The organism is Embleya sp. NPDC001921, from assembly GCF_053594475.1.
The window spans coordinates 54,920-70,630 of the sequence record NZ_JBSFEO010000004.1 but is presented as its reverse complement, the minus strand read 5'-3'; the positions used below and the strand labels follow the sequence as shown (position 1 = coordinate 70,630).

The following is a 15,711-nucleotide window of genomic DNA, read 5'->3' as shown; positions in this document are numbered from 1 at the left end:
GTGATCTTCGAGTACGCGGAGCTGGCGTGCACCGAGCTGATCAACAGCTCTCGGGCGACGGTATACAGCCAGTTGTATTGCCTGCCGATCGAGTGTGACGCGTGCCCTGAGCTGCCGTGTGCGCTCGACGAGGAGTACACGGACCCGGTGACGGACGATGCGCCGTGGTACGACCCCGCGGTTCCCGCGAGCGCCGATGTCTTGGGGTTTATGGGGTTGGACGTGTCGGGGTTCCAGACCAGCACGTTCACTCGGGATCCGATTCCGCTGATCGGTGACGGGTCGGTGTTGGGCGTGGGGCGCCGCTCGCACCGGACGATCATCTACACGGTCCTGATGGTCGTGCGTGACGAGTGTGCGTTGTCGTACGGCTTGGAGTGGCTCGCGGCGACGTTGGCCGGTGGGTGCTGCGACTCGGGGTGCCACGGCGACGCGTTGAGCACGTACGCGTGCTGCCCGACGTGTGACGGCTGCGAGGAACTCCGGTACCTGTACGACGTGGCCCTAATGGAGGGGCCGAGCGTCGAATCGCTGGAGTACCTGCCGGAGGGCGGGATCCTCGCGCGGATCACGTACACGCTCGTGGCGGCGACCCCTTTCATCTACCGCGAGCCGCTGGAGGCGTCACAGACGTGGGTCGACCTGATCAACGGGACGCCGGTGGTGACGGATCCGGACGCGGTGTACGACGAGTGCGCGGACGCGGAGCCTTGCCCGGACGATCCGCTGTGCCAGACACCCGCGTTGCCGCCCGAGGTGCCGGTCCCGGTCGACCCGTGCTACCCGACCGGGCCCGACACGTTCCTGCGGACGGTGATCTCCCTGCCGACGACGAGCATCCCGGCCGCGCTCGACCTGGTCCCGGTCCTGGAGCTGGAGACCGGCACCCTCGACATCCGCCGCCTGGTCGTCAGGTTCCGGGCGAGCCTCACCGGGACCGACTGTAACGACCCCGTCGACCCGTGCTCGGTCTGCACCGACATCCAGATTCCGTTTCTGCCGGCGGGGTCGGTCCTGACGATCGACGGCCGCGTGAAGCGGGCCGAGTTGGAGTGCATTCAGGAGCCGTTGGGGTCGGTGACGACCCGGCCGATCGTGTACGGCGCGCAGGGAGCGGCGTTTGTCTGGCCGGTCTTCAAGTGCCCGACGGCGTTGTGCATCGAGATCCTCACGACCCAGGCGACGACGACGGCGACTGCTCGGGCTCGTGTGTTGCTGGTACCGCGATCGGACGTGGGGTGATGGACCGTGGCTGAGGAGCTGGGGTGTCCGCAGGAGTACACGGCGGTGATCCACTGGCGCGGCGGGAGCCGGCCGTACACCTCGCCGGGGGTCGACGCCCTCACGAGCGTGCGGTGGAACCGGACGATCAACGACATCTCCGAGGCGGCCATCACGATCGCGAAGGACGAGGCGCCCGAGTGCTGCGGGCTGCTGAGCGACGTCTCGCCGTGGATCCACGAGTTGTCGATCTACCGGGACGGCGCGCTCGTGTGGCAGGGCCCGATCCTGCGCACGATCGAGAACCGGCTCCGCGGCCAACTACGCGTGGAGGCCGTCGACGTGGCGGCGTGGCTGGGCGTGACCATGAACACCTACGTGCTCAGGTTCGTCGACAACGTCGGCCCGACACAGTCCGGGCCGGTGCAGCAGATCGCCGAGACGATCATCAATTTGAACATCAACGATCCGGGTTTCTCGACGCCGCCCGACTGGTGCAACATCCTCCCGTTCATCGTCAGGAACGACAGCCCGAACCCCATCAAATTCGAGAAGGACGGCAGCACGGACGTCGCGATCTGGCTGGTCCCGGTCTTGCAGATCATGGATGACGAACTCGTGCCCCGCGGCCTGGAGTACACAACGGTGGGGCGGCGACTGATCCTGGGTCGGGCGCAGACGGCGTCGGACCGTCCGCAGGCGCGGCTGACGCTGGACGACATCGCCGGCGACGTCGAGATCATCAAGGACGGGACGTCCGCCGCCGCGATCGTGTGGGCCACGAACCAGGTCAAGGAAGACATCGCCGACGCGGCCTTCGGGCTGTCGGGGAACACGGGCACCGCGTACGGGCGGCTCGACCGGCTCGTGCTGTCGTCTGCGGAGAACATGGACGGCTACGACCTGCTTCAGCTCGCCCAGGCGTCGATCGTCGGCCGGTTCCCCACGCCTATCGCGCTGAGCGTGCCGAACGGTTCGAGGTTGTTGCCGTCGGCGCCCGTGACGATCGATCAGCTCGTGGCCGGAGTCCGGATCGACGTGACGGCGACCGGCATGTGTGGTGACCGGACGGTGGGCTACCGGTTGTCGGATCTGGAGGTCGAGTGGGGCGACTCCGGCGAGCAGGTCGCGATGAGCCTCGTCCCGCTGGGGGACGACCCGCCCCCGCCCGAGCCCGAGCCGTGAGCCCACTCGATCGATGGAGGTTCCACCATGCCCGGAGTACCTGGACAGAGGGCCGCGCAGCACCCGATGCGGGCGGCTGCGGCCTCGCAGCGTGTGCTGGGGCGGGCCGCGTCGCAGCAGACCGGTGGGCCGCCGATCGGTCCTGTCGGCGTCGCGATCCTCGGCGGGGTGTACTACACGGTCGACCTGAGCGGCGGTGTGCCGCGTCTGGTCCCGCGGCCTCCGCCCTCGGCCGTCCCGAAGCCAGCCGTGCCGAAGCCGGGGCCGCTCGTCGCGGACCCGGTGGCCGTCGTGGATGCCCCGCCGAAGCCGAGGAAGCGGACGCCGAGGGCGAAGCGGAAGCCGCCGGCCGATGACGACTGACCCGTGTCGGCGTGTCCGAAAGGTCCGTGTCGGCGTGTCCCGACATTCGGTATCGGCGTGCCCCGACACGAGGTGTCGGGCTGTCGCGCCGGGACGGTGTCGGGCTGTCGGACCCGACCTGTCGAAACAGTGTCGGCGCAGGTCAGACCCCTTGTCGTTCGTGTCCCGACACGGGGCGGGACACGAACCCGACAGTGTCGCGACACCGGTGGACAGGTGTCCCGACACGGTGTCGCCGTTCTCTCTGGAGGTGGGCGTATGTCCGAACCGTTGACCGCTGATCGGCTGCTGTCGGTGCTGCGCGCGGAGGGCCTGAGCGTGGTCGAGGTCGGCGCCTGGCGTACGTGGAATCGGAACTCGAAGGGCCCGTGGGGGCCGCTGCACGGCGTGATGATTCACCACACGGTGACGTCTGGTACGGCGAGCACGGTGGACATGTGCCACGACGGATACGAGGGCTTGCCGGGGCCGTTGTGCCATGGCGTGATCGCGAAGTCCGGCGTGGTGTACCTGATCGCGTACGGGCGCGCGAACCACGCCGGCCTCGGCGACCCCGACGTCCTGCGGGCGGTGATCGCCGAGACGCGCCTGCCGGTTGACGACGAGGCGACCGTCGACGGGAATCGGTCGTACTGGGGGTTCGAATGCGAGAACCTCGGCGACGGCCGGGACCCATGGCCGGAGGCCCAGTTGGAGGCGATCGAGAAGGCCGCCGCCGCGCTGTGCCGGGCGCACCGGTGGACGGCGGGCAGCGTGCTCGGGCATCTGGAGTGGCAGCCCGGCAAGGTCGACCCCCGGGGCTTCGGGATGGACTCGATGCGCGCGCGGATCGCCGAGCGCCTGGGCGACGTCGCGCCGGGTTCGCCGCCGGAACCGAAGCGGCCGGTGGTCGATGTGTCGAGGCTCGTCACCGCGGCCCGTACCGATCCGGGCCGGGCCGGTACGCCGGTGTCGTACGAGGGCGTGCGCACGGTGGAAGTCGCCTTGGTCGACGAGGGCCTGCTCGCGAAGACCTACCTGGACGGGCACTTCGGGTCGGCGACCCGGGCCGCGTACAGCGGATGGCAGGAGCGGCTCGGCTACCGGGGGCGGCAGCCCGGTCAGCCGGCGGACGGTATCCCGGGCGCAGGGAGCCTTCGCAGGCTGGGCGAGCGGCACGGCTTCGACGTGGTCGAGGGCGGGTGACTTGCGATGGGATCGACGGGTTTCTCGGCACTGGACGTCGTACTCGTGTGGTGTGGCGTGTTCGCCGTCGTTGCCGGGGTGTTCGGGGCGTTGTGGCGGATCGCGCGGGCGGTCGCCCGGACGGCCAGGCGCATGGATCACGTGGTCGACGACTGGACCGGGGAGCCGGGCCGGCCGGGGGTTCCGGGGCGGCCGGGGTTGATGGAGCGCGTGGGTGCGATGGAGGCGCGGTTGTCGAGGATGGAGCACGAGTTGCATCCGAACGACGGCGCGTCGCTCAGGGACGCGATCGACTCGACCAACAGGCAGCTCGCCCGGCTGTGTCCGGAGTGCGGTGACGAGGCCGACGGCGCGGGTGGCGGGGCGTCGGAGGAGAGTTAGGCCGGGCGTCCCATCCGACCCTTCTTGCCCCTGGGTGGGACGCCCTCTTTCTTCCCGGTTTGCGCACGCGCGCGGCGGGTGTGGTGGACACTGGCGGTGCCGTGGTGCTGCTCTTCCCATCGAGCAGCGGCACGGGCCGCCTCGGCGGCGCCGGAAGAAGGCCCGGCCGTGCGGATCCCCCCGCGTGCGGCCTGGTTGGCCACATGAAGGCGCCTCGCTCGATGTTCGAGCGAGGCGCCTTCGTCGTGTCGCTGTGGGCCGGCAGGACGCCGTTGTCGGGCTCACCCCCACTCGCGTGGGGACTGGGCTTTGCCGAATCGGCGTGCCTTGTCGGTGAGCGGGGCACCCCCGCCTGCGCAGGGAGACGACGCTGACCATGTGGTGCGGTGGCGGTCCATCCCCGCGAACGCAGGGCCGAATCGCTCGTGAGACAGGGCCACGAGCCATCCCCGGTGTCTCGGGGCTGACAAAAACACCGTAGCGTCCGGTCCGACATCCGTGCAGCGAAGGCGAAAAAGAGTCGCGCCTGCCGCTGGTGTGATCAGTCGGGCGGCAGCGTTCTCTCGATGGCGTTGATGCGCTCGAACGCGCGGTGGAGTTCCGCGGCCTCGGCCCTGTAGGTCGCGAGGGCCTGCGGGATGACGTGTACGGGCACCTGGTCTCGCAGCTCGCGGCGCAGGTCGGAGTAGCCCTGCCGGAGCTCGGCGAGTTCGGCCAGGAGGTGATGCCGCGCGAGCCGGAGCAGCAGGCTCGGGTGACGGCGCAGGACCTCGTGGTCGCGGTATCCGGGCGGGCAGAGTTCGTAGAGCGCCTCGGCCATGCGCGGGTCCAGGTCGGCCGGGGCCGGCGGGGTGGCCGGGCCCGCGCGGTGGCGGGCCCGTTGGCTCGCGAGGTCGAACCGACTGGGTGGCTCCCAGTCCGGGATGACGTCGCCGATGTCGTTCATTAGTTCGAATTATCTCATCGTGGGGTCCGCTCCGCGCCTCCCCTGGTCAGCTCGCGCGACGCCGGTCAGGCGTGGGCGAGTTGCCAATCACGGGCGCGGTGGTCGAGCTGGACGGCATCCCCGACGCCCCGACGCTCGAAGGTCTTGAGCTGTCGCCGAATGCCGACGACCTGCTTCACGGCCCGGTCGGAGTGGACGCCCACGAGGTAGTCCAGGGCGTGCCCCCACGTCGAGCAGGCTTGTTCGAGGTGGCCTTGCGCGGCCTGCTCCCTGCCCAGGTCGGACAGCGACAACGCGGTGACGCGTGCTTTGCCGGAGACCCGGTCGAAGGACCTGGTCGCCGCCGCGTAGTGCCGTTCGGCGCCCGCGTGATCGCGGAGGGCGACGAGGGTCTTGGCCGCGTTGCTGGCCACGGTGGCGGTTCCCCGCGAGGTCCACACGGAGGCCCAGAACGGGAGTTCTTCGCCTTCGTCCTCACCGCGGACCGCGAGGTCTTGGGCGCGGCGGATCTCGGCAGCGGCCTCGGGTCCCCGTCCCGCCATGCCGAGGGCCCGCGCGCGGGTGACCGAGAACAGGGCCAGGTAGCCCGGTCCGACGCGTCCCTCGGTGAGGGAGAGCGCGGCGTCGGCCAGGTCGAGCGTGTGCTCCGGCCGGGAGATGTCCATGCCGGAGTTCGCCTGGGTTCGAAGAATCCAGGCTTCGTGTCCGGCGTTGCCGGATTCGCGCGCGAGAGCGAGGGCCTGGAGGTAGTAGCGCTGGGCCAAGCCGTGTTCACCGGCGTCGTACGCTTTCCAGCCCGCGAGGTAGGTGACTGCGGCGGCGGTATCGAGCGCCTGGTCGCGGTCGGCCGGGATGGCGAAGCGGCCACGGGTGAGGTCGGCGACGTCGGAGCGGAGGTATTGCACGACCGCCGAGCGGCCGTGCTGGCCGCCGGTGCGCTCGTCGATCGCGACGAACGCGGCAAGGATCGAGCGGACGGTGGCGATGTCGGCCGCGCCGACGTGTCCACCGGCGGTGGTGGTGGCCGCGCGCTGGCGTGCCTCCGCGGCTTGCGCCGTGCCGAGGGGCAGGGCTGCGGCGGCCAGGCTGTACGCGGCTGCTGTGATGAGTGTTCGGCGGTGGATGTCGGCCTCCCCGAGTCGCCGTACGATGTCGATTGGATCGGGTCCGACGCTCGTCCCAAGCGCAGCGTCGGCCCGATCTGGTTCATGCCCGGGGCCGGTCCAGCCGAAGTCGTGTGGCGAGAAATGGCGCCCAAGACGACGGGATAGGGCCTCGGCGATATGACCGGCAGTGTCCGGTGTGGGGGTGCCGCCGGAAACCCAGTGCGCGACGGCGGAGCGGTTCGTCCGCAGCGGTGTGCCCACCTCGGCTGCCGTGTGGCGGATCTCGGTGGCGAGCTGGTCGTAGGAAATACCGGCCTCGGCGATGGCGTGGCGCAGCGTTTCGTTCTTCGGGCGCGGGTGAATCACGATGCGTAACCCCTCCCAAGCAGGGCGTTAAACGCGTTATACAAATCCGTTGCCGTACGTACTGTTCCAGCCACCGTATGGCGCGTTGCATGACTCGACACAGCGCAATCCCGAAGAAATACCGCTTGGGGGTATTTGTGAACAATCGTGCGAGTCTTTCGAGTTCGCTGCCGGTGGGAGGGCTGACGCCGGCCGAGACTCTGGCTACGTCGGGGCTTTGGTTGCTGCAAGCGGCGACGTCGCTTCCGCAGGCCGAGGCGGAATGGTGCGAGGCCGGGGCGGCCTGGCTGCGTCCGGGCCTGCACTTCGCGGCCGTGGACATCCCTTCCGACTTCGTACACGCGGCGGTCGAGCGGCGGAGCCCGGCGGAGTGCCCCTCAGCGCTGACCGAGGCGCTGGGCGGCCCGATCTACTACAACCCGCGCGGAATCGGGGACGAGCCGACGTACACGGCGCTCCTCCCGACGTCGGTGCACTGGAGTTGGCGCGCGCCCGGGACCTGGGTGCACACGACGACGTCCGTGCTCCTGATGCCCGCGCCCGACCGGTGCGAGCCGGTCGAGGAAGGGCCCTGGTGGGTGGCGCCCCTTCGGGGGGCGGGTCAGGTATGCGATCCGGACCAGGTCAAGGCGTTCGTCGCCTTGGGCGCGGAACGGGTTGGCGGGTTCGGTGTTCGGGGTGCGTAGCGGGCTCGGGGTGCTGCCGCTGACGAGCCGTGCGGCGGCGGCTCTCGCCGACCAGTGTGCGTTCGAGGGGCATGGGTACACGGAACTGCTGCGGAGGGAACCGCAATCCGCGCGGGCCGGGCGTGACTTCGTCAGCTCGATCCTGCGCGCCTGGGGACTGGGGCGTGTGGACGATGACGCGCGGGTCGTCGCCACGGAGTTGGTGACGAACGCCCTGCAACACGTCGACGAGGGGCCGATCCGGGTGACCGTCTGCCGGAAGCCTCAAGACCGCAGGGTGCGGATCGCCGTGCTGGACCGGTCCGACACGGTGCCTCTGCGGCGTGCGGCCGGCCGGGACGCCAAGAACGGCCGTGGATTACTCGTGGTGCACGAGCTGACCGGCGGCTGCTGGGGAACGGACCTGCTGGCCGTCGGCAAGCGCGTACGAGCCGATATCCACGTGGGGGGTGGTTGGTGAATGAACCTCGTTACGGTCAGCGCGTTTATGGCCTGGGGCGCGCCGGGTTCAAGGCAACAGTCCTCCCCTGCGGCGCTGGCGAATAGGCGGCGCACCGACCGACGACGACCGGTGCATCGTCGGTGGGTGATCGGCCAGTGCAACCGGTGCCGTGACGTGGACCTCGCCGTGGCCTGGCTGTGGTCTGTGGCCAACGATCCCGCGAGCGCCGGGGTCGGCGTGTGCGCGCCGTGCGTCAAGCAGCTCGCGTGGAAGCGCGTGCACACGTGGACGCCTGGGGGCGTGGTTCGGGAGGTGAGTGGTGAGGACATGGTCGTGCAAGGTGTGCGCAGAGTTCGCGCGGCGGGGGCGTGAGGGCTCGTCGGCGGCGCTGTACAACCTGGTGACCCACCACATCCGGGTCCACAAGACCACCGGCCTTCGGGTCGCCGGGTGCCCGGTGTGCCTCAAGTGGGACAAGCCGCAGCCGATGATCAAACCGGCTTTCGCCGCCCGGGTGCGGATGCGGCATCACGTCGAGCACGAGCTACGGATCGTGTGGAACGGCCGGCAGTTGCAGTTCGCCGATATGTCCGTCGCACCGCGCCGTCGCCAGCGTTCCGCGGCTTAGTGATCCGCTCGTCGGCCCCGGTCGCGCGATTCGTCGTGCGGCCGGGGCAGGCGGACTCAGCGAACTTCGATGATGGTCACGGTGACGTCCGGCGTGTGGGGGTCTCGAGTGTTGTGCTCGTCCATGGGCCCAGCGTGGCACCGGGCCGGTCTTGATCGGTAGCCGCGCGCAGGGGCGTGGTGGGCGGCGTGTGCGCCTGGCGGTGGAGACGACTCCGCCCCGCTTCGGCGGACCGGGCGGGGCGGAGTGCCCGCCGGCGTACGCTGGCGGTACCTGGATCACCGTCAGGGTACGGCGTGGCACGGACACTCGACACGGCGCACTGCGGTGCGGGGGCGTGTTTCTCGCGTTGGCCTCGGCGGTCTGCTCGGAGGGACGTCCGGCATGCACGATTCGCACATGGGAGCCGGTACGCGTATCGCCGCGTATCGCAAGCTCCGCCACCTCTCGCAGCACGGCCTCGCCGATAAGGCGAAGGTCGGCTACTCGTTGCTCACGAAGGTCGAGACCGGCAAGGCGCCTGCGTCGCCGTCCATGATCGCGGCGTGTGCTCGCGCGCTCAGCGTGGACGTGGCCACCCTGACATCACAGCCGTATCTGCACGAGCTGCGGCAGGACCGACTCGACGCCCTGATCAACCCGATTCGGGAAGCGCTTGATCTGTACGACATCGGCGCCGACGAGGACACCGTTCCGCGTGACCTCGCCGCCCTGGAGGCGCACTCCGAGAAGCTGTGCAGGCTCGTGCGGGCGGGTGATCTCCGCACTGTGGGGGCGGAGTTGCCGGCCCTGATCGCGGAGCTGACCGCGACGGTCCACGACGCGCCGACCAGCGGGCGGGAGCGGGGCTACGCCGTACTCGCCAGCGCCTACCGGACGGCCTACGACGTGACGACCAAGCTCGGGTATCACGATCTGTGCGGGGTCGCCCTGGACCGCATGGAGTGGGCCGCTCAGCGTGCGTCCGATCCCGTGCTGGTCGCGATCCGCCAGTACCTGCGGGCGCTGGCCTACTTGCGGTCGGGCCGGTACGAGCGGGGCTCGCGGCTGCTCGTGTCGGGGCATCGGATACTGGAGCAGGCGGACCCCGAAGCGGTGGAGACGATCGCGGTGGCGGGTCAGATCCATCTCGGCGGCGCGGTCCTGGCGGCGCGGGCGCAGGACCAGAACACGGCGAAGGCGGAACTCGCTGCGGCCCGGCGGGCGGCGGAGCGGACCGGTGATGTTCCGCAGGTCCATTGGTTGTCGTTCGGGCCGATCAACGTGTCGATGCACGAGGTGTCGGCGAACGCGGAGCTTGATCGCTACGACAAGGCGGTCAGCGTCGCGTCGGGGATCCACCTGCCGGAGGATTGGCCGAAGTCCCGTACTGCGCACCACTTCGCGGAGGTCGCTCGCGCGCAGAGCTGGATCGGTGACACCGACGGGGCGTTCACGTCGCTGCTGAAGGCGCGCCGGGCCGCGCCTCAACAGACACGGCATCACCCGGTGGTGCACGAGACGGTGTCGACGCTGGTCACAGCCTCGCGGAGCACGCGCGACACACTGACGTCGTATGCGCATTGGATGGGCATGTAGGACCAAGATCATAAAAGGGGCCTCGACTTTCAAAAGGTTTGAAAGTCGGGGCCCTTGCCTTTCGTCACGCTGCTCCCGTGGATGACTTCCAGGACGTGACGGTCGAGCCGGAGCCGTGGTCGCGCTGGCTCTCATGTGTGGTCTTCAAGGCCAAGTCGCCCCCCGGCGCACCGGCGCGCGTGGTGCATTCCGGGGTGTTGTTCGACACGATCGCCGCCCCACGGCAGCAGACCGAGCCGGCCATCGAGCTGTTGGTCAGGGACGGAAACCTTCTGGGCCCGGTGGTCGCGGACAACGCCCACGCGTGGGCCCTGGTGCCGCCCGGTGTCGAGTCCTCCTGGCGCGAGTTGCTGCGCATCTCGGATGCGGAGGACGAGCCCGTGACGTGTCTGCGGGTCGGGTCGCTGGTGTGGCTCCCGGCGCAGGAACCGAAAGCCGCAGACCCGGTCGTGTGGCTGGTGCCGCCGACGCTGGACACGGCCGGCCTGCCGATCTTCACCGACCCGGTCGAACTCCTCGACGCGCTGCGCCAGTGCGGGAGGCCGGCGTGACGGCCCCCGACGAGCGACCCCGCCCCACCGTGGGCCCGTCCGGTGATCCGGACCGGCCGATCCGGATCACCGCGTCCGGTCGCGCGCCGCTCGACGTCACGCGCGCCGAGCTGGCTGCGCTGATCGCCGACGGGCGCGCGTACATGGTCCGGACCCACTGCCTGCATTTCTCCTCGCTGCCGCTCGTCCTCACCGACGAGCGCCCCTGACCTGTCCCCTGCCGCCGCCCGCTCCCGGTCGCACGAGGCGGGCGGCACCCGGTCCCGCAGCCCCCACGGGCGCGGCTGCGGGACCGGCCCCTCATCGCCCCACGCCCGGCCGGAGAAGCGCGCCCACCGCGCGGGCCGGGCGTGGGGCACCTACGACAGCACGAGAGCGCGTGCACAGGAGGTCGAGATGGTCGAAGTGATGTCCCCGGGGTGCGAGACGTGTGCGGATCTGGTGAGCCGAGGGCGACGGGGCCGGTCGATCGCCCTGTACGACCTGGTGACCCATCACATCGAGGTGCACGGCACCATCGGCCGGGTGCTGCCCGGCTGCTCGGGCTGCACCGAGCAGGAGTACACGCACATGCTCGACCCGGGATTCGCGGCGCGGTTGCGTGTGCGGCATGGGGTGGAGCACGCGTTGCGGATCGTGCACGACCCCGAAGAGCCGCTGAGATTCGCGGACATGCCCCGGCGGGGTGATGAGTCGTGAAGGACAGGAGAGTCAACCCCGAGAAGCTTCGGCGTCTGGACGAGGCGATCAAGGAGGCGGGCGACGGGTGGTACCTGCCGCGTGAGCCTCACGACACGTACCTGATCGAGGTGTACGAGCACCCTGACCGTGGGGGCCTGTACGACACCCTCGACAACCCCGATGGGGCGAGCGTCACGGTGCTCCGTGAGTTCCCGCTGAGCGGCTCGGGACCGGTCTGGTTCAAGGTATTGCCGGCCGGTTTCGACACGAACGACGTCGGGGCGAAGTGGCTGGTCGGCACCGCGGCTGAGGTGCACGACTGGTATATGCAGGCCCGGCAGGAGCTGATCGACGCCGGTTGGCGGGTCGTGGGGTCGACGAGCATCAACGCCGAGGTTGTCGAGCCGAATCGGCTCGTGTCCTGAGGGGGTCGACGTGACCGCAGTTCCGGGAGGTTCCGGGTGTCAGGCCGCCGGCGACCCTGCTCGGCAGGGCGTCGCCCTGGACCGGGTCGTCGCCGCTGCTGCCGATCGTGAGCGGATCGCGGGTGAGGTGGAGTCGGCGAGGACGGTCGACGCCTGCCGTATCTACCGGGGCGCGCTCCGCGACGCCGTCGCCGTGCTGCACGCCGCAGTGGTCGACGCTCACCGCGAGCGCGTCGCCGTGCGCGAGATCGCTGCCGCTGCGGGGATGACGGCGGGGGCGGTCAGGGTGGTCGTGGGGCTCGGGCGAGGTCGGGACCGGGTCGGTGGTTCCGGCAGGCAGGCGCTTGAAGCCGTGGGCGATGCGCTGCGCATCCACGGGGCCGCCCATCCGGCTACGCATCGGGCGATCGTGGAGGCACACGCCCTCGGGGTCGAGCTCGTCAGGATCGCCGATGTCGTGGGTGTCAGTGCGGCGCGGGTGTGCATGATCGTGCTGTCGCCGCCGGTGTTCAAGGGACCTGTCCGGGCGTTGGTGGAGCGCGTCCTACCACCCTCCGAGGAAGCCGGCCCCGGACACGCGGCGCGTTAGCCGGCCGCCTGACCTGCGCGTACTTCTCGGCTACTTCTCGTGAATCCGGGTGTGAGCTGGGTGTGATCTTGAGGGATCGAGAAGGCAACCAGACGTATCCCGGTGGCGCGTGAGAAGTCGCCTCGCTGCGCAACACCGCCAGAGCATCGCGGTGACCTGGGCTTTCCCCGCGATAAGGTGCTGGTCAGGGCCTCGCGGAATGGCGGCATTTTCACCGCCCCACTTTTCGGGACGAAGAGGCCGTGGGTTCAAATCCCGCCACCCCGACCAGCAGGTCAGAGGCTCCATCGGATGATTCCGATGGGGCCTCTGGCGTATTGCCGGCACGAAAGTACAGCAACCACTCCGGTGGCCCGCTACCTCCATCGACCGCCGGGTCGAGTGGCCCGCCCTCGGCGGCAACCGACGCCGGCAAAATACGCGCTAAGTTACGGCCGCTCCCGAGCCCGGTTCTTCGAGGTCGGGGCCGGCGTAGTCCTCCCGAGCGCGCGTTGGATGAGCTCTCCGGCGTGCGCGTCCTGGCCGACGATGCACTTGACGTAGAACCGCGGCAGCAAGGTCACCGACCGGCCGCCCACTCCGCGACCTGCGTTCGGGGCGCTCCGGCGTTGAGCCACGTGGACGCAGGCGCGTGTCGCAGATCGTACGGACGTGCCGCGAGCGAGGATGCGACCCGCGTTCCGGTGAGCGCTGCTCGACGCGCCGTGGGCCGGCTTCGCCGGCGAGTCGGAGCGGGCCGCCTGACGCGCGGAGCCCCGCGGTGTGGGTCGGCGGGGTGGGCTCGGGCGTACGAGTGCCGGGCCCGTGGGCCCGGCACTCGCACGTGCGGTAGGTCGGTTACTGGGTGGATATCGCCCGCAGGACCGGAATCTTGGCGGCCTTGGCGGCCGGGCGGGCGCCGGCAAGCAGGCCGCCCAGGGCGCCCACCGTGATCAACAGGGCCAGTTGCAGGGTCGGGATCTCGAACGGCAGGGCCGCTCCGGTGTTGCCCGAACCGATCGCCCGGATCGTCGTCCAGCCCAGGAACAGGCCGATCACGAGCCCGGTCACGGCGCCGATCGTGGCCACGAGGGTGGACTCCCAGCGCAGCGCCGATCGCACCTGGGCCCGAACCGCACCGATCGCCCGCAACAGGCCCAGCTCACGGGTGCGTTCGTAGGCCGCGAGCGAGAGCGTGTTGGCAATTCCACCGAGCGCGATCACCAACGCGAGCGCGAGCAGTACGTAGACCACGGCGACGAGCGTCTCCAACATCGCGCCCTGCGCCTTGACGAACCCTTCGCGGTCGCGCACCGGCGGGGCCCCGTACTCCTTGGCCAGGCCTTCGACCGCCGCCTTGACCTCGTCGATGGAGGCGCCCGGGGCGAGCCGCAGCACGGTCGCCGAGTCCAGGGCCGTGTCCGTGTGCGGTTCCCACGCCTGACGGTCGATCAGGTAGTCGCCGACCACGGCGGTGCGGTCGTACAGCCCCGCCACCGTGAACGTCTGCCGCGCGCCGTCGGGGAAGGTGACCTCGGCCGTCGAACCGATCCGCCAGCCCTGGTCCTTCGCCGTGTCGGCGGAGACCGCGATGTCGTTCGGGCTCAGCCCGCTCACCCGACCGGCGGTGACGTCGAGGTCGAACAGGCGGTCCAAGCGCGCGGATTCCACCGCGAGGACCTGTCGGCTGTGGCCGTCGACGAGCGCGTTCGCGCCGCGGATGCCACCGGCCACCTCGACCCCGGACACCTCGGCCACCTTGCGGCTGAGCTCGGGGCTGTGACCGCCACCGGCCCAGCCGCCCGGCGCCGATCCGCCGATCACGATCTCGCCCGCGATCACCTCACGGGTCTGCTCACCCGATCCCTGCTTGAGGGACGCGGCGAACACCGCGAAGATCGTGACGATCGCGATCCCGAGCACCATCGCGATCGCGGACCCCGCCGTCCGACGCGGGCTGCGCAGGAGGTTGCCCCGAGCCAGGGCGCCCGGTGCGCCCCGCAGTCGCGCCAGCGGCGCGGTGAGCGGACCACCGATCGCGCGGATGCCGGCCGGGGCGATCAGGACCACGCCCACGAGTACCGCCGGCGCCGCGATCGCCAGGCCCGTCAGGCCGCCGCCGGGGATGCCGACCGCGATGCCTGCGGCGAGCAGCACAGCCCCCGCGATCAGCCGACGCCGAGGCAGTTCGGCGCTCTCGGCGCCCGCACCGCGCAGCGCGGTGACGGGGGCGACCCGCGAGCCGCGCACGGCCGGCACCAGCGCCGCGAACGCTGTCACCAGGATGCCCACCGGCAGCACCGTGTAGGCGGTGGACGCCTTGAACGTCAGGCCCCGTGCGGGCAGTTCGACCCCGAGCGCGGTGAACAGCTCCTTGAGCCCCGCCGCCAGACCCAGCCCCGCCGCCAGACCGACGACGGACGCGGTCACCCCGATCAGGAGCGCCTCGATCAGCGCTTGGCGCAGTACCTGTCCGCGCCCGGCGCCCAGTGCCCGCATCAACGCGACCTCACGGGTGCGCTGCGCGGCGACCACCGAGAACGTGTGGTTGATCGAGAAGGCCGCGACGACGAGCGCGATCACGGCGAAGACGGTCAGGAACGTGCGGAAGATCTTCAGGAAGCCGTCCTCGACGGCGTCGACCGCCTCACCGGTGGCCTCGCTGCCGGGCAGTGCCTGCGTGCCGGCGGGCAGCGCCTGCTGGACGCGGGCGGCCAGTTCCTGTTGATCGGTGCCCGACACCGCCCGCACCGCGATGGTGGATACCTTGCCCGGATCGCGCAGCACGTGCTGCCGCGCGCCCGACAGGTCGAACGCGGTGTAGGAGCCTCCGCCGAAGGAGTCCTGGTCGCCGAATGTGGCCACCCCGACGATGGTCACCGGCACCGGTCCGGGGGTCAGGACCGTGACTCGGTCGCCGGGCCGCAGGTGCCCCTGCTTGGCGGTGGCCCGGTCGACCACGACCTCGTCGGGGGTCGCGGGCACCCGGCCCTCGGCCAGGCGATACGGCGTGAGTGCCGGGTCGGGAACCCAGTTGCCCGCCATGCGCGGGCCGTTGCCGGTCAGCGCTTTGCCGTCCTTGCCGACGACCTGGCCGTAGCCCTGGACGACCGGCTCGGCGGCGGCGACGCCGGGCACGGCCCGGACCCGGTCCACGAGCGAGGCGTCGATCCCGCCACGCTGAGCTCCGGGGTCGTCGGTCACCGCGGTGGCGTTGCGCACCACTACGTCGGTGCCCGCGCCGCTGTCGCGGATCAGGCCGCCGATGGAGGAACTCATGGTGTCGGCGAGCACGAGCGATCCGGAGAGGAAGGCGGTGCCCAGGAGCACCGCCAGGACGAGTCCCACGAGCCGGCGCTTGCGGGCCCACAGGTTGGCGAGCGAGAGACGGATCAGCAT

The 15,711-nt window shown here is 70.6% G+C and carries 16 protein-coding genes; 13 read left to right on the top strand and 3 right to left on the bottom strand.

Annotated elements, in window-relative coordinates; translation table 11 throughout:
- The 4 genes from ACWCPW_RS05495 to ACWCPW_RS05480 all read left to right on the top strand — a co-directional run bounded on the left by ACWCPW_RS05495 (window position 1) and on the right by ACWCPW_RS05480 (window position 4,335).
- Window positions 1–1,242 carry a hypothetical protein gene (locus ACWCPW_RS05495; RefSeq protein ID WP_449760276.1) on the top strand — a complete coding sequence of 414 codons (1,242 nt, stop codon included), beginning with the start codon at window positions 1–3 and terminating at the stop codon, window positions 1,240–1,242.
- Window positions 1,243–1,248: 6 nt separating this feature from the next.
- Window positions 1,249–2,406, top strand: coding sequence for a hypothetical protein (locus tag ACWCPW_RS05490; protein WP_449760275.1), 1,158 nt, complete (start codon window positions 1,249–1,251; stop codon window positions 2,404–2,406).
- 621 nt (window positions 2,407–3,027) lie between these two features.
- The gene (locus ACWCPW_RS05485; protein ID WP_449760274.1) at window positions 3,028–3,954 is read left to right on the top strand and encodes an N-acetylmuramoyl-L-alanine amidase; all 927 of its coding nucleotides are present in this window, start codon (window positions 3,028–3,030) and stop codon (window positions 3,952–3,954) included.
- Window positions 3,955–3,960: 6 nt separating this feature from the next.
- The gene (locus tag ACWCPW_RS05480) at window positions 3,961–4,335 is read left to right on the top strand and encodes a hypothetical protein (RefSeq protein WP_449760273.1); all 375 of its coding nucleotides are present in this window, start codon (window positions 3,961–3,963) and stop codon (window positions 4,333–4,335) included.
- 541 nt (window positions 4,336–4,876) lie between these two features.
- Here ACWCPW_RS05480 and ACWCPW_RS05475 read toward each other — a convergent pair.
- Window positions 4,877–5,281, bottom strand: a complete 405-nt coding sequence (locus ACWCPW_RS05475; protein ID WP_449760272.1) for a hypothetical protein — start codon at window positions 5,279–5,281, stop codon at window positions 4,877–4,879.
- 65 nt (window positions 5,282–5,346) lie between these two features.
- Entirely contained in the window at window positions 5,347–6,753 is a 1,407-nt protein-coding gene (locus ACWCPW_RS05470; RefSeq protein ID WP_449760271.1) for a hypothetical protein, read from the bottom strand.
- Between the two features lie 221 nt (window positions 6,754–6,974).
- Here ACWCPW_RS05470 and ACWCPW_RS05465 point away from each other — a divergent pair, with 221 nt between their 5' ends.
- From ACWCPW_RS05465 to ACWCPW_RS05425, 9 genes are all read left to right on the top strand, one after another.
- The gene (locus ACWCPW_RS05465) at window positions 6,975–7,439 is read left to right on the top strand and encodes a hypothetical protein (protein WP_449760270.1); all 465 of its coding nucleotides are present in this window, start codon (window positions 6,975–6,977) and stop codon (window positions 7,437–7,439) included.
- A complete protein-coding gene (locus tag ACWCPW_RS05460) occupies window positions 7,432–7,899 on the top strand; it encodes an ATP-binding protein (protein WP_449760269.1) in 468 nt (155 codons plus the stop codon). Before ACWCPW_RS05465 ends, ACWCPW_RS05460 begins: the two co-directional genes overlap by 8 nt.
- 322 nt (window positions 7,900–8,221) lie before the next feature.
- The gene (locus ACWCPW_RS05455; RefSeq protein ID WP_449760268.1) at window positions 8,222–8,509 is read left to right on the top strand and encodes a hypothetical protein; all 288 of its coding nucleotides are present in this window, start codon (window positions 8,222–8,224) and stop codon (window positions 8,507–8,509) included.
- Between the two features lie 384 nt (window positions 8,510–8,893).
- Window positions 8,894–10,087 carry a helix-turn-helix domain-containing protein gene (locus tag ACWCPW_RS05450; protein ID WP_449760267.1) on the top strand — a complete coding sequence of 398 codons (1,194 nt, stop codon included), beginning with the start codon at window positions 8,894–8,896 and terminating at the stop codon, window positions 10,085–10,087.
- 77 nt (window positions 10,088–10,164) lie between these two features.
- Window positions 10,165–10,638 carry a hypothetical protein gene (locus ACWCPW_RS05445; RefSeq protein WP_449760266.1) on the top strand — a complete coding sequence of 158 codons (474 nt, stop codon included), beginning with the start codon at window positions 10,165–10,167 and terminating at the stop codon, window positions 10,636–10,638.
- Window positions 10,635–10,847 carry a hypothetical protein gene (locus ACWCPW_RS05440; protein WP_449760265.1) on the top strand — a complete coding sequence of 71 codons (213 nt, stop codon included), beginning with the start codon at window positions 10,635–10,637 and terminating at the stop codon, window positions 10,845–10,847. The genes ACWCPW_RS05445 and ACWCPW_RS05440 overlap by 4 nt, the downstream gene beginning before the upstream one ends.
- A 187-nt stretch (window positions 10,848–11,034) precedes the next feature.
- Window positions 11,035–11,337 (top strand): hypothetical protein, encoded by a 303-nt coding sequence (locus ACWCPW_RS05435; protein ID WP_449760264.1) that lies wholly within the window; start codon window positions 11,035–11,037, stop codon window positions 11,335–11,337.
- Window positions 11,334–11,744: a hypothetical protein gene (locus ACWCPW_RS05430; RefSeq protein ID WP_449760263.1), complete on the top strand. Its 411-nt coding sequence runs from the start codon at window positions 11,334–11,336 to the stop codon at window positions 11,742–11,744. The genes ACWCPW_RS05435 and ACWCPW_RS05430 overlap by 4 nt, the downstream gene beginning before the upstream one ends.
- Window positions 11,745–11,754: 10 nt before the next feature.
- On the top strand, window positions 11,755–12,333 hold the full coding sequence (locus ACWCPW_RS05425) for a hypothetical protein (RefSeq protein ID WP_449760262.1): 579 nt from the start codon (window positions 11,755–11,757) through the stop codon (window positions 12,331–12,333).
- Window positions 12,334–13,170: 837 nt separating this feature from the next.
- Here the strand turns inward: ACWCPW_RS05425 and ACWCPW_RS05420 are convergent.
- Window positions 13,171–15,711: an FtsX-like permease family protein gene (locus ACWCPW_RS05420; RefSeq protein ID WP_449760261.1), complete on the bottom strand. Its 2,541-nt coding sequence runs from the start codon at window positions 15,709–15,711 to the stop codon at window positions 13,171–13,173.